Genomic DNA, 14,637 nt, shown 5'->3' on the forward strand with positions numbered 1-14,637 from the left:
CATCCTTGTTGCCGCACGAGTTGATAAAATCTGGCTTATAAATAACCGGGTGCTGGCTTCATACCGAAGCTGACCAAACCTGCATTTTGCAAAGTGGCATCGCCCATAAAGGCATGCTGCGTCACCACATTGGTGTCGTTGACAAAGCGGCTAAATGGGTTATGGGTATAAATGGCGGTCATCCCTGCCAGCATCTGGATTTTGCGGGTCACACGGGCACAGACACGGGCCACATGGGTGCAGGACAAACGCATATCACTAATTTGTTCTGCGCTTGGGGTACGTCCTGCCAGCACTTCATTCCAGACGATCTGCATGGTGTCGTAGAACCACACGCGTGCAGCCTTAAATTCTGCTTCGACTTGGGCAAATTCATATTGGGTTACAGGTCGGCTGGCAATTTCAGTACCACCAGTAATTGAAGACTTGCCTGGCGCAAGTTTTTGAAATTCTTCGATCGCTGCAGCTGCTACACCAATCCCGACTACCGTTAAGACCTGAGTGGCTAGAGATAAAGATGGATATTTAAAAAATGGTTCAGGAAGTTTTGAAGGTTCGCCACGGACAAAGGTCCATTCCTTCGCCACCAGCACATCTTTGACGACCAGATCATGGCTACCTGTGCCTTTCAGGCCGACAGTATCCCACGTCATATCGATTTGTGCTTTATTGGCTGGCATCACCGCCATTCGCGGTAAACCTTGTGCTTCATTGTCCTTTTGTGGAGAAATGCCGACACCAACAATGTCAGCGCCCATACAGCCACTGGAAAACTTCCAGCGTCCGCTCACCACGACACCCTCATCAGTTATCTCAGCGGGCTGTGGTGGGAAAATTCCACCAGCAAACACGATGTCAGGACTGTCTTTATACAACTGCTCAAGCGTTGCTTCTGGCAAACTGCCCAAATAGGCTGGACTCATACCAAAACTTGCGACCCAACCCACGGAGCCATCGGCTTTGGAGAGTTGCTCGATCAATTCACAAAACTGTTTTGGTGACCATTCATTGCCGCCAAAACGTTTTGGAACCAAAGCACGGTAAACGCCAATCTGCTTGAGTTTCTCGATAATGTCCTGACTGACATAGGCCTGATTATCAAACTCTCCGCTACAGGCACGTTCACGAATTTCCTGACATAAGGCATCTAATTGCGTTGTATTGCTATCCATTACAAATTCCCTTGTCGCTAAATGATTCATTCCCTTATTCCTTGTGATTTATTGCGCAGCGTTGACGATATATTTCGCAACCGCACACAAATATTCATCGGCATTGCGTTTTGCCACGATCTGCAACCCCACGGGCTGACCTTGTTCTGTTTGCAGCGGTACTGAAATTGCAGGATGTCCAGACAGGTTAAATGGTCGAACCAAAGCGGTGAGATTTAAAAAAGCCACGGTATTTTCAGCATCAGCCAGCTTAGGTGGCAGCTGCGGTAAAGTCGGTAAAATCAAGGCATCGTATTGCGTCAGTAAGGCATCAAGCTCGGCGGTAAAATCTGCTCTCACCTGCTCCGCCTGTTTGACCTGGGTCAAGGTGGTATCGGCGGCTTTCAATAAACGCCCATTGACGTCTGCACCGAGCAAGCCTGTTTGGGTCAACTCACCGTAAGCCTGCCAGTTTTCATAATTAATGATCTGCATGCCCGCATCGAAGGCAGCTTCAAAGCCTTTCAAAGTCACAGCTGATGCTGTCAGATTGGCTTGGGTCAGATAATGCTGGATCGTATCAATGACGACTGAATCAGCAGCGACATTGAGCCACGCCAGTTTCGGTGCCTGAGTTAATTCAGTGGGTTGATGAAAAGTGGGATCAATGATTTGCATGGCGCTTTCTATCATGTCGACTGAATTTGCAAAAGGACCAACACAATCTAATGAACTTGTTGCTGGATGTACGCCTGCACGGCTGACACGGCCAAAGGTCGGTTTTAAACCATAAACGCCACAACATGCTGCAGGCATACGAATCGAACCGCCGGTATCGGTGCCTAAAGTGAAATCTGCCAGACCAGCCGCAATCGCTGCCGCAGAGCCACTCGAAGAACCACCCGGAATCAGTTCAGGATATTTCGAATTTATGGCTGTACCAAAGGTATGGTTAATCCCTGTGATGCCAAACGCCAGTTCGTGCAGATTGGTTTTCGCGGTAATTTGACAATCTGCAGCCAGAATACGCTCCACCACTTCGGCATTGGTGGGTGCAGCTTGGCTTTGCATTAACGCTTGACTGCCTGCCATGGTCCGCATGCCTTGAATATCGATGGAATCCTTGACCATCACTTTCAAAGCACCTGTACCTTTTTGTACCTCTTGTACAACAATATTCATTCACTTTTCCATGTATTTTTATACTTAATACAAATATCGGAAAAAGTAATGTAATTGTCAAGTATTTTTCGATACGAAGAATCAAGAAAATGTTTCTAATTTTTGTATAATGCTGAATGTCCATTTTTATAAAAGTAATGACTTGGCTATGCTTACGCATTTAGAACAATTTCTACCCAACAATGAACCGAGCAGCTTACAAAGCTATCCTTTTTTCTGGATCTCGCAGGTGAATGGTAAATATACACAACTTATTGAAAAATCAATTAAAAAATTAGGAATCGACAATACCCGTCGTAAAATTATTTTAAGTACCAATGTGCTCGAACAAGCCAGTATCACTGAGATTGCCAACCTCTCTACCCTCAAGCTGACCACGGCAACCAAAGCCGTTTACCGACTGGTAGAAGATGATATTGTGCAAGTCTTTTCATCTGAATCAGATGAACGTATTTCAATGGTGAAACTGACCGATAAGGGTAAAGAAATGGTTGAACAAATTAACCAGATCAGTCAGGTCACCCTCTCCGGGATTCTAAATGCCTTTGATGATGCTGAACTGCACCAGCTCAACGGTCAATTAAAAAAACTGTTTGACTTAATGCCCTCAAGCTAAAGCAACGGCAAAAGCCCATGTCTATACAGAGATGGGCAAAAGTGAGGAACAAGCTGATTACTGATTTAAAATATTAAACGGCGGTTTAAGCTGATTTGCGGCAATCCGATCTGAAAAGGTCTGCAACACTTGCTGTTTATAGGCCGGAATATCGATCTGCTGATAATCATAAAAACCCTGCTGCTCACGTAGGCCATTGCGCTGCTGTCGCATATTCTCAGCAATAATTTCAGGCGTTCGATAGCGTTCACCTAGCTCCTTTTGTAAATATTGCGAGGCGTAATACAAAATATCACCACCGCCCCAGTCAATAAATTCTAATAAACCCAATACCGAAAAACGCAAACCAAAACCCGTCCGAATCGCGATATCGATATCTTCTGCTGAAGCCACACCTTCTTCCACCATCCGTGCCGCTTCGTTCATTGCCAAGGCTTGAATCCGTGGCACGATATAGCCTGCTTTGGCATGACACACCACAGGTACTTTGCCAATTGCCTGCAAGAAGCTTTTCAAGATATTTACGGCCTCATCTGAAGTTTGCTCGGAACGACTTAACTCAACCAGCGGAATCAGATAGGCAGGATTGAGCCAGTGTGCATTCACCACCCGTTCTGGATGAGAAATCATGTGCGCAATATCAGTGACCAGAAAGGTTGACGTGGTCGAAGCGACAATACTGGTGGGGGTAATATATTGATCCAGCCAAGTAAAAATATCTTCTTTGGCTAGCCTGAGCTCGGGTACAGCTTCCATAACAAGATCACAGTGTGCTAAGACCGAGATTGCAGCGGTGCGACTTAAAATCTTAATCTGATCCAGAATAAATACGGTTTGTTCAGATTGAATAAACTGGATACTTTCCAGCAACTGCAATTCTTGTTTTAAGTCGGTTTGGAGCTGGGTCTGATATTGAGCAAACTCAGACTCCGAACGTTGTCTGGCATCGATTAAAGCCACGTTTAATCCCGCATAGGCAAAGGCAATTGCAATGGCTTTGCCCATTCGCCCAGCGCCGAGTACGGCAACCTGTTGAATTGGGTTCATCCTAGACTCCTTGCTGCAAAGTCGCTTGCAACTCAGCTTTGCTTTTATTTGCCAGCCCCAGATTCTCAAAAGTCCGCCCATTCTGATACAAATCCTTGCCTGTCACCGCAGAAGCAATATTCAGTAGTCCTTCCGCTACAGGTGTCGCGACACCCGCCCAACGTCCCACTGATACCAGAAAGGATAGCCCCAGACGCGTATCTTCCAGCATATAACGATGGGTCTGTAAGTTGATGTCCTCACGCCAGTCACCACTATCTGTTAATTTGCCATGCGCCCCACGTCCATACATCCATTCATCGCCTTCACCATCTTTATTGTAGTGATCTGCCAGTGGAAAATGCGGTGCAGAATAACCCAATGCTTCCCGTACACGCATACGCTCTGCGTCCAACTGATTGGTGACACGACGAATCGACGGTTGTGTCCCTTCATTATGAATATCCCAAGCCTCAAAATGTTCCAGTGGCCCTGCGTTCATCAAAATCAACGGTGGATGAATAATCGGTCCAGCATTCATTAATGCACCACTCAAGCTGTCTTCAATTGGCTCAACACTTGGGTACGCCTGTTTGAGAACTTGAAATGCCTGTTCAGACAAAACACTTGGAAAGACACCCGTCGGTAAACGAGTCGCATAACCACTGACCACAATCTGATTGATCCCATGCTTACGAACCAAATACGGTAAGGTTCCTGTTTCCGCAAATGCCACTTGAGCGGTGTTACCTGCTTCTCGCATGGCTTTGGCAAAGATATAGCTACCAAAGGTCGCTGGTGGTAAATACACCACTTGTCCTGCTTGAAAAAACGCTGCTGCCTGCTGAGCCAAATCCTGATGCGTGGTTGCAGGCAAAGGAATAATGACCAACTCCGCATGCTGAATGGCATGTTCTAAATGATCCGATAGATTAATCTGGCTATTTTCAAAGCCAACACTCACTGCGCGCTCACCCTGAAAATCTTTGATTTTAAGCTCGCCCATTGCGGCAAGCTGCTGCAACGCTTCTCGATCACGACGCCATAACACCACCTCGTGGCCTTTTTCTGCCATTTCCACCGCTGCTGCATAACATCCGTGTCCACCGCCGAGTACTGTAATTTTCATGTGCGCTCCTGCTGATTGATTTGTCATTCAGCATAGAACGGTCAGCATAAACGGGCTTATCCAAATGCGCAGAGATTATTCCATTTACGACAGTGTTTCACCCAGTTGTACAGGATTCATTTTTAAGGTGTGTGAAGGCAGACAGCCGAAGCGCTTTTTATACAGCGTCGAGAAATGTCCAAAACTTTGGATGCCATGCTCCAATAAAATATCGGTGACGGTTTCATCTGTCTGCGCGGACTGCAAAGCCAAATGTACCCGTTCCAATCGTTGCTCACGAATATATTCCACTGGAGTTTGCTGTAAATACTGGCTAAAGCCCTTTTGCAAAGTTCGTACCGACACATCGCAATACTGACTTAAATCAGCGAGTGAAATGGCCTGCTGTACATGTTCCTGAATATATTGCTGTGCTCTTTTAATATAGCTTGGCAGCAGTTGTTGCCGTTGGGCATTCAAGCGTTCAGTATAATTATTCGGAATTTTCAGTAAAATGAGCTCAATCAAATACTGGCTAAAACTGGCTGAAATAAAGCTCCAGTTTTTAATATGATAATAGGCATGACACAGATAATTCAGTGTTTCAATGATCGCATCCATCCCTTCAGCACTACATGATAAAGAAGGATCAAAATGCAGGGGGTGCTGGCTGCGATATCCCAACATGTTAAACAATTGGGTTTCGATATCTTGTTGCGCCAGTTTTAAAATAATATTACGACAATGCTGGTTGGTGACGATCTGCTGTCGCGTATGTGGATGAGTGACTGACATAATCCCCACAGATTGTACGATTTGTTGCTGATCGATTCCCACCTGACATTGCCCTTCCAGCGTGATTCGAAATAAATAAAAGTCAGCACTATCTTCAATACTAATCATCACAGGTGCACTATATTTCAGATCGTACAGTGCACCACGGCCAAAACTAAAACCATTTAATCGAGTGTTTAAAGCTTGATGTGTCTCGACATCAAAACGATGTGGGCAGAGATAGTGACTGATTCGATCTTTAATGGTCTGATAATCATCGGATTTAAATAACAACAAATCATCCAGATAATGCAGATGATCAACTTTCAACCCTGTTTGCATCATTTCACTCCTTTGCGATGGATTGCACTGGCAAAGCACAAAGCCCATTACAATGAATGGGCCTTACATCGTCCGTGTAACATCAACTCAAGATGCATGCTCCTGCTGCATACTGTCACTAAATGCCTGACAGCCTTTTTTCAATAAGATAAAGGCCAATACACAAGAAATCGTACCCACAATCGACAGTGACATACCGACCATCAATGGATTTTCAAACACCTTATCGGTAATCAAAGCCACCAATGTAGTGCCAATTCCAACAGCAACCAGATTACTGATCAACAAGAATACCGCTGAGATTTGTGCGCGTAACTGGTTCGGTGCCAACATTTGCATAGCAGTCGTTGAAATCGGCATCGGGAATGAAGCAAAGAACATCGCAGGTACGAGAAAAACCACTGATAGCCATAACTCATTCACTTGAGTAAAGATCATGATTGGAATAATTAAGCCTACAATCCCAATCACGCCTGTAATCATCGGCGCATCTTTACGGCCCTTTTGAATAAACCAATCATTAAGCCAACCCGCACAAAATACGCCTAGAATATTCGCCACCAGTAACACACTACCTAGCATATAGCCTGCTTCAGTTGGCGTGAGACCAAACTTGCGCATATAGAAAGCAGGCGACCAACTGATCAGGCAATACAACGCCATCGCGTAAAAAGTAAAACCTAAATAATGACATTTGAAGGTGCGACCATGCTTTTTAATAAACTTGAATGCATCCTTCATACTGGTCTTTTCTACTTGCCCCTGTGCATTTAGACGCTGACCTTTACGTTGTGGTTCTCTCACAGTGAGTAAAACCAATAGACCAATAAAGACACCAGGTAACCCGACAATAATAAATGCTGCTTGCCATGCCTTAAGTGCACCAAAAACCGGAACCATAATGGTATCCATATTTTTGAGCAAACCAATCACATAGCCACCGACCAAAAAAGCGATCCCGCCACCGACAAAAGAACCAATTGAATACACCGCAACAGCGCGTCCAAGCTTATCCTTGCTAAACATATCGCTGAACATTGAATAGGCTGCTGGAGACAAAGCGGCCTCACCGACACCCACCCCCATACGACTCAAAAATAGCTGAACAAAGTTCTTACTCAGACCACAAAATGCCGTTGCAATACTCCAAAATACCACCCCGATGGCAATAATTTTTGGACGGGAAAAACGATCTGCCAGATATGCCAATGGTAGGCCCATAAAGGCATAAAACAGGGAAAAGGCTAAACCATGTAATAAACTAAATTGCGTATCTGAAAGCCCGAGATCAGCTTTAATCGGCTCGATCATCAGTGCCAGTATTTGCCGATCAATAAATGAAAAGATATAAGCCAACATGCACAGTAGTACCACATACCATGCATAGAGATTTGATTGAGCTTGTTTCGGCTCAGTAGATTGCGTATCCATTTTGCTTCCTTGTCCATGCCATTTTTCTAATGCGTCTTCTTATTGGAGACAGTGTGACCAGAATCCGTTTCTGCGCTGTCTTCAATAAGGTAAATCATCCTTCTCTATATTTATTATTTTTACATGGAATTTTCCATAATATTTCAGGTATAAAGTTATACCTTTTTTGCGATCTTCGCGACTTAAACGTTTGGATAAATGATTAAAGACTCACTTTTATGATTTAAATATTTGATATGATAAACTTTTTAAAATATGACATCAAAGTTTCCTAAATCGTGAAAAATACGGATCCTCTCTTTATTTTAAAATTATATTGAATTTTACATTTATTTTTGGTTTAAAATAAAGCGAGATACTCAATTTTCAATGGAAATGAATATGGCACTTATCAAAGAACACGCAATCGAAAGCATTCATAGCATGCATGTCTTGATTGAAAAAATTTTTAGTGGCAAACATGCAGAACAAGACCTTGCCCTGCTGATCGACTATTTTGCAGATCATTTTGAAATGGTCGGTGCGGCTGGAAAACGTATTTCACTCGAACAAGTGAAAGGTCTATTTGCCAATAATCAAGGCAAAATGCCAGATATCCAGATTGAAATTTATGATGAACAAATCTTGATGCAAAAAGAAGATGCAATTGTTCTGACCTATACCGAAAAGCATACCAAAGATACAGGTATTTTGATTCGACGTTCATGCGCTTTAATTGAAGAAATTAACGGAAAAATGGTCTGGAGTTATTTGCAAGAAACATTTTTACCTTAAAGATTGAGCAAACCACATCAAAGCTCTTGTAACAACAGGAGCTTTATTGCTGATTCAAGACCTCTCATTCAGCAACGATCATTCCTTTTTTAATCTCCAAAATTTCAATTGCATATCTCTCTGTATCGTACAGTCAGCGCTCTAATTTCACATCTACAAAACGCGAATGGATATACACTCAGATGATTTACATGAACTATAAATACTTAAGGCATTATTCCGCTAAAATCAAAACTGTAAAGTGATGTTTCGGATTACTCCCATCAAAAACATATTTTCTCCTCAACTATGATATAGACTCGCTGCTCAGATTAAGCAAAATTAACTTAGTCACTCAATAAAGAAAGACAGGATAAATCGTTTTATGGAAAAACCTATCGAATGCCCTAAATGTGGTTCAACAGAAATTGAAACCCGTAATCATGACAAATTATTGAGAACTACAGGCGGTGTATTACTGACAGCCGCAGGTACGACTGCGGGCACAGTCGGTGGTGCTGCAGGTGGTGCATCCATTGGTGCAGCAATTGGTACGGTTGCTGGCCCTTTAGGTGTGATTGTCGGTGGTACGGTAGGCACTTTTGTCGGTGCAATTAGTGCAGGAATCACGGGTGGTGTAGTTGGCAATATATTTGGGAAAAAAGCGGGTATCATGGTCGACAAGAATATTTTTCAGGACTATCGCTGTCTGAAATGCAAATATCGTTTTAAACAAAAGAAATAAACCTAACCCTTTTCAAAATCAGGTCTGGAAAATACGTTTTTTCAGATCCTTTCTCAAAATCTCAATACATCATTTTCCTTCATCAGAATCGCTTCAAATATACAAAATCGATTGAGCAACTATTTATGAGATCAAAAAAAATCCCAGACTCTTGGGGAAGAGAATGGGACTACGATATCAACTATCGCTAATAATGCTATTTATATCACAACCTTAATATAAAAACACATACTGAGTCACAAAAATAATACATAACTGTCTACCCACCCTTATATTCTTTAGTTCTTAAAAATTATCCTTTTATTTTGGCGCAAAATATCAAGTAACATGGCGGTTTAGATCAAGCCGACCCAGCAATTTTTCTTGAAGATAGAACGATTCCCAAAGCAAGGAATTCGTCATGAATAAAAAAATCAACCCGCCAGCACTTCCGCTTGATATTCAGTTTGATTCAGGTGGTATCCAATGCAGTGCTTATCTATATCGTCCTGATAACCAAATCCCTTCACCGATTATCGTTATGGCACATGGTCTGGGTGGCACACGTAAAATGCGTTTGACCGCCTTTGCTGAACGTTTTGTGGCTGCTGGATATGCCTGTCTGGTTTTTGATTATCGCCATTTTGGTGACAGTGAAGGCTATCCTAGACAATTGTTGGATATTGACCTTCAACTAGAGGACTGGCAGGCAGCGATCAACTTCGCTCAGCAATTATCCAATATCGATCCAAGCAAAATTATTCTTTGGGGTTCTTCTTTTTCTGGAGGGCATGTACTCGCCACAGCAGCCAACAATCCAAATATCCGTGCTGTGATTTCGCAATGCCCCTTCACCGATGGCCTCGCGTCTAGTCTGGTTATGCGTCCGCTGACTTCATTCAAACTCACGACTTTGGCACTGCGCGACCGTATCGGTGCAGCCTTCGGGCATGCTCCCCTCATGGTTGCCCTCTCTGCTGCTCCAGGCGAAACAGCTTTAATGAATGCTCATGACGCCCATTCGGGCTCCTCAGCATTGAGTCAATATGATCCAGATTATAAGAATTATGTAGCGGCTCGCTTTGCACTGGATATTATCCGTTATTTCCCCGGTCACCAAACACCCAAAATCCAAGCACCCGTTCTTTTCTGTGTCTGCGAGGATGATAGTGTTGCGCCGTCAAAAGCCACCTTACGCCACGCCAATCGAACCCCGCACAAAGAAATTAAACGCTATGACTATGGCCATTTCGACATTTATCTCGGTGCCGCCTTTGAACATGTTATTCAGGATCAAATTGACTTCCTTAAACGCATCGTTCCAGTTCCCCACTCAACCCTAGGATAGGAGCAATAATAATGGCGAAATATAATTTAAAAGATAAAGTTGTGGTGATCACAGGTTCAACAGGTGGTCTAGGAAGCGCCGTAGCCAAAGCCTTAAGTCTTAAAGGTGCAAAACTCGCCTTGCTCGATTTAAATGCAGAACTCACCGAACAACAAGCCAATGCCTTAGGTGGGTCTAAGTTAGCCGCAGGCTGGTCTGTCGATGTCCGTTCACTGGCAAGTCTGGAGCAGGCCATGCGTCATGTGGTTGAGCACTTTGGTAAAATTGATGTGGTGATTGCCAATGCGGGCATCGGTTCGCCCGAATCTCTGCAACATATGGCTCCTGAGACTTTTGAACGGACCGTTGATATCAATCTGGTTGGAGTATTCCGCACGTTTCGTGCTGCAATTCCTTACGTTAAACAAACTCAAGGATATTTATTGGCGATTTCCTCAATGGCTGCATTTGTCCATTCGCCTTTAAATACGCATTACACGTCAAGCAAAGCTGGGGTCTGGGCCTTATGTGATAGCCTGCGTCTGGAATTAAAAGCTGACAAGATTGGCGTAGGGAGCTTTCATCCAACGTTCTTTCAGACCCCGCTGATGGATGCGGTTCAAGCCAATCCAGCCGGTAAAGCGGTATGGAATGGCAATAGGGGGATCTGGAAATACGTGCCGATTGAGACCGTTGTGGCAGACTTGGTCACAGGCATTGAACAACGCAAAAGCCTGATTATCGTTCCAAAGAATAATAAGCTGGTTGCATTGGCACCAGGTTTATTGCGTCAGTTGGTTGAGTGGATCGGATTCAATCGCAAAGGGCTTGAACAGACCATGCAATTGTCCGAACGGAAAAAAGAATAAATATTAAATGATAGTCTGAATCTGTAAGTCGTCCCGATATTGTTGGGGCGACTGACCGGACCACTGTTTGAATGCGCGGGTAAAAGGACTATGCTCTGAATAACCGAGTAGCAATGCAATGTCGATAACGTGCAGTCTTGGGTCTCTTAGATAGGATTTAGCCAACTCATAACGCACCAGATTTAGTTCTTTTCGAAAATTGGTGCCGACTTCAATTAAACGGCGTTGTAATGTACGACGTGATAGATACAGTCGCTGTGACAGTTGCGCAATATCTGGTTCACCTTGATGAAGTAAATAAGCGATTTGTTTGCGCACCAGTTCTACAATTTCTTCAACCTGAGGTAAATTGGCCAGTTGCTGATCAGCATGTTTATCCAGAATTGCCACTAAAGCCACATCAGGGCTTTTTAAAGGCAGCTTTAACATCTCCAGATCAAAACGGATCAGTGGAACTGGCTGCTCAAACAGAACTGGGCAACCAAAATAGGCTTCATAAGGTGTAATGTCTGCAGGCTGCTCATGGATAAAATGTACCGCTTGTAAGGTATCTTTACCACGAATCAAACTACGGCCAAACTGCACCATTACAGTACGGCCCGTTTCATCCACCAGTCCACCTGCTTGATATTCTTCAATATCCCAGCTCAACTCAACACAGTCTGATAATATTTGAATTTGGGCAGGCACCACATCAAAAATAAGTCGCTGATAGCGCTCGAAGCGCTGTATCGCAGAAAAGAAATTGTCACAGGCAGACAATACTGCACCTAAAATTCCGAGATGCCTTGCGCTAATGGTTTGCCCGACATGCAAACCAATTAAAGGATCATTAAGATAGCTTTTAGCAATATTAAGCAGGGATTCCCAATGTTCAATCGCCACTCCAGCGAATGCATTCGGATCAGGTACAGGCCAAGCTTCACCCAATATCTGCTCAGGATCATGTCCTTGTGCTTCCAGATATTCAAATAATAATTGAACATAAGTTTCTGGAATCATTCTTCGATGTAATGGCTTCGCCAATCCCTGCATCTCTTGTCGTTTTAGTGTGGCGTAAAGTATCAAGTAGTTGCTCAAAGACTGTCAAGCTGAATCAAAGCCATTGATAAAAGTTAAGAAATCATTCATGCCCTCTCAATCTGTTTAAAGAATGAAAATAAACCTGAGGTCCATCATCCATCAGCAAATGCAGGATTACTGTATTCCGCTTCCCTTTGGCACTTGCATGGGACTTTCATAGGTGGTTTGAGCAATCGGTGACACTCGCCAAATCACATCCCCAACATCGTCAGCCACCAATAGCGCACCTGAAAAATCTATGGCAACCCCAACAGGTCGGCCATAGGCTTGGTCTTTATCACTTAAAAAGCCCGTCAACACATCTTGTGGTTCTCCAGCAGGTTGACCACTTCTAAACGGTACAAAAATCACCTTATAGCCACTATGCGGTTTACGATTCCATGAACCATGCTGACCAATGAATGCACCACCTCGATATTGCGGCATTAATTCCGTTGCATAAAAAGCCAAACCTAAAGATGCAGTATGATTTCCCAAGGCATAATCAGGTTTAAGCGCACGAGCGACCATCTCGGGATTTTGTGGTTTTACCCGTGTGTCGAGATGTTGACCATAATAACTATACGGCCAACCATAAAATGCGCCATCTTTCACCGAGGTCATATAGTCAGGCACTAAATCACTGCCTAATTCATCACGCTCATTCACCACTGTCCAAAGTTGACCACCTTGAGGCTGCCAGCCCATGCCATTCGGGTTTCTGAGCCCTGTCGCAAAAGGCCGTGCTTTGCCTGAGACAATATCAAACTCCATAATTTGCGCTCGACCAGTTTCTTGATCTAAGCCATTTTCAGCCGCATTACTATTGGAGCCGACCGTAATGTAGAGCTTTGTCCCTGCAGGGTTTGCAATTACATTCTTGGTCCAATGATGATTGAGTCTGCCCGCAGGTAGGTCCAAAACTTTGCTGCCCTGTGCCGTAATTTTCGTTGCTCCTTCTTGATAAGGATAACGCATGAGTGCATCCGTATTAGCCACGTAAAGCGTATTACCAACCAAAGCCATACCAAAGGGCGAATTTAGATTTTCCAAAAAAATGCTATTTTTATCTGCAATCCCATCGCCATTGGTATCACGCAATAAACGTATCCGATTGGCACTCGGAAATGATGCCCCTGCGCGTTGCATCACCATTTTCATAATCCTTCCACGGATACCTTTAGTATCCTCTGGCTTAGGAGGTGCATCGGTTTCAGCCACTAACACATCGCCATTTGGTAACACATAAAGCCAACGTGGATGATCAAGTCCTTGGGCAAAAGGCTGAACTTTTAAACCTTGTGCAGGCGTAGGCATCCTACCTTTAGGCCAGCCTTTTGCTGGGGCAATATTAACGGTAGGGATTAAACTCGACTGCGGTTTCGGCAATATCGGTTGAGAACCATAACTGGCGGTAATCGGATATTGAGATGAGGTTGTACAACCTGAGATCATCAGCACAATACTGGAACCAAGAATAGAATAGATAAATCGAATCAACATAATGAATCTTCCTGTTTATTTTTATCACTCTCACCAGAATAATTCGATGTATGATAGAGAAATAGCGCATTTAATTAACAGATTGTCTCTAATGTAAATCAACAGTGAGATGTAGCTTCACTACTCCCCCTTAATTTATCATCATCAGATGATAGAGGAAAAAATATCAATATTATTTTAAGACCATTGCAATATGCAGAAATCGACCTGATCTGGCAACAGATTAGTCGACGTGAACTCATCACGCAAAACTATGTAAAACAGTCCTTACAATTAGAAGACTGTTTCTATGATGTACAGCAATGGGATGATGACCATCTACACGATGACCCGCCCAAATTAAAACAGCTATATCAGCAGAAAGCTGAGTTTACTGGTGCCTTTGATTCAAAGGAAAAACTACTGGGGATCTCTGTAGTGTCAAGTCAAATCATTCAAGATTATCCTGATGCTAAACTTTTGCATTATTTTTATGTCGATGCCGATCATCAAGGTCAAGGGATTGGTACAAAGCTCATGCAAGCAGCCAAAATATCTGCGAGCAGATTAGGGGCAAAATCTCTGTATATTTCAGCTACACCGAGCAAAAGAACCGTCGATTTTTATTTAAAGCACGGCGCTCAACTTTTAGACCATCCAGATCAACAATTATGGCAATTGGAGCCTGAAGATATTCATTTGCTTTGTGAACTTTAAGATTCAAACCCATTAGAAGTCAGCTATCATTAAAATATTACTAGAAGCTCTAACCCGAATAATCGCGTTTTTC

The 14,637-nt window shown here is 43.5% G+C and carries 14 protein-coding genes; 6 read left to right on the top strand and 8 right to left on the bottom strand.

What is annotated here, in order from left to right; all coding sequences use genetic code 11:
• Positions 1-35: 35 nt before the first annotated feature.
• Both F993_RS08405 and F993_RS08400 read right to left on the bottom strand, forming a co-directional pair.
• Entirely contained in the window at positions 36-1,202 is a 1,167-nt protein-coding gene (locus F993_RS08405) for an acyl-CoA dehydrogenase family protein (protein ID WP_004654860.1), read from the bottom strand.
• 18 nt (positions 1,203-1,220) lie between these two features.
• The gene (locus tag F993_RS08400; RefSeq protein ID WP_004654862.1) at positions 1,221-2,333 is read right to left on the bottom strand and encodes an amidase; all 1,113 of its coding nucleotides are present in this window, start codon (positions 2,331-2,333) and stop codon (positions 1,221-1,223) included.
• A 148-nt stretch (positions 2,334-2,481) separates the two neighbouring features.
• Between F993_RS08400 and F993_RS08395 the strand changes: the two genes are divergently transcribed.
• Positions 2,482-2,949 carry a MarR family winged helix-turn-helix transcriptional regulator gene (locus F993_RS08395; protein WP_032812725.1) on the top strand — a complete coding sequence of 156 codons (468 nt, stop codon included), beginning with the start codon at positions 2,482-2,484 and terminating at the stop codon, positions 2,947-2,949.
• A gap of 57 nt (positions 2,950-3,006) precedes the next feature.
• On the opposite strand, the gene F993_RS08390 is transcribed toward F993_RS08395, so the two are convergent.
• The 4 genes from F993_RS08390 to F993_RS08375 all read right to left on the bottom strand — a co-directional run bounded on the left by F993_RS08390 (position 3,007) and on the right by F993_RS08375 (position 7,630).
• Positions 3,007-3,996 carry a 3-hydroxybutyryl-CoA dehydrogenase gene (locus F993_RS08390; protein WP_004654867.1) on the bottom strand — a complete coding sequence of 330 codons (990 nt, stop codon included), beginning with the start codon at positions 3,994-3,996 and terminating at the stop codon, positions 3,007-3,009.
• 1 nt (position 3,997) lies between these two features.
• Positions 3,998-5,104: an NAD/NADP-dependent octopine/nopaline dehydrogenase family protein gene (locus F993_RS08385; RefSeq protein WP_004654869.1), complete on the bottom strand. Its 1,107-nt coding sequence runs from the start codon at positions 5,102-5,104 to the stop codon at positions 3,998-4,000.
• 84 nt (positions 5,105-5,188) lie between these two features.
• On the bottom strand, positions 5,189-6,199 hold the full coding sequence (locus F993_RS08380; protein ID WP_004654871.1) for an AraC-like ligand-binding domain-containing protein: 1,011 nt from the start codon (positions 6,197-6,199) through the stop codon (positions 5,189-5,191).
• Positions 6,200-6,286: 87 nt separating this feature from the next.
• Positions 6,287-7,630, bottom strand: coding sequence for a spinster family MFS transporter (locus tag F993_RS08375; RefSeq protein WP_004654873.1), 1,344 nt, complete (start codon positions 7,628-7,630; stop codon positions 6,287-6,289).
• A gap of 381 nt (positions 7,631-8,011) precedes the next feature.
• On the opposite strand from F993_RS08375, the gene F993_RS08370 reads away from it, so the two are divergent.
• The 4 genes from F993_RS08370 (at position 8,012) to F993_RS08355 (ending at position 11,303) form a co-directional block, all read left to right on the top strand.
• Positions 8,012-8,404, top strand: coding sequence for a hypothetical protein (locus F993_RS08370; protein WP_004654875.1), 393 nt, complete (start codon positions 8,012-8,014; stop codon positions 8,402-8,404).
• Positions 8,405-8,768: 364 nt separating this feature from the next.
• Positions 8,769-9,128 (top strand): hypothetical protein, encoded by a 360-nt coding sequence (locus F993_RS08365; protein WP_004654877.1) that lies wholly within the window; start codon positions 8,769-8,771, stop codon positions 9,126-9,128.
• Positions 9,129-9,528: 400 nt separating this feature from the next.
• Positions 9,529-10,455, top strand: a complete 927-nt coding sequence (locus F993_RS08360; protein WP_004654879.1) for an alpha/beta hydrolase — start codon at positions 9,529-9,531, stop codon at positions 10,453-10,455.
• 11 nt (positions 10,456-10,466) lie between these two features.
• Positions 10,467-11,303 carry an SDR family NAD(P)-dependent oxidoreductase gene (locus tag F993_RS08355; RefSeq protein WP_004654881.1) on the top strand — a complete coding sequence of 279 codons (837 nt, stop codon included), beginning with the start codon at positions 10,467-10,469 and terminating at the stop codon, positions 11,301-11,303.
• A 3-nt stretch (positions 11,304-11,306) separates the two neighbouring features.
• On the opposite strand, the gene F993_RS08350 is transcribed toward F993_RS08355, so the two are convergent.
• Positions 11,307-12,338 carry an AraC family transcriptional regulator gene (locus F993_RS08350; RefSeq protein WP_004654883.1) on the bottom strand — a complete coding sequence of 344 codons (1,032 nt, stop codon included), beginning with the start codon at positions 12,336-12,338 and terminating at the stop codon, positions 11,307-11,309.
• A 162-nt stretch (positions 12,339-12,500) separates the two neighbouring features.
• Complete coding sequence (locus F993_RS08345) at positions 12,501-13,868, bottom strand: PQQ-dependent sugar dehydrogenase (RefSeq protein ID WP_004654885.1); 1,368 nt, start codon at positions 13,866-13,868, stop codon at positions 12,501-12,503.
• 171 nt (positions 13,869-14,039) lie between these two features.
• Between F993_RS08345 and F993_RS08340 the strand changes: the two genes are divergently transcribed.
• Positions 14,040-14,564: a GNAT family N-acetyltransferase gene (locus tag F993_RS08340; RefSeq protein ID WP_032812493.1), complete on the top strand. Its 525-nt coding sequence runs from the start codon at positions 14,040-14,042 to the stop codon at positions 14,562-14,564.
• The last annotated feature ends 73 nt before the right edge of the window (positions 14,565-14,637 follow it).

Origin of the sequence: Acinetobacter proteolyticus, assembly GCF_000367945.1 — a bacterium.
In the GTDB taxonomy this organism is placed as follows: Bacteria; Pseudomonadota; Gammaproteobacteria; order Pseudomonadales; family Moraxellaceae; genus Acinetobacter; species Acinetobacter proteolyticus.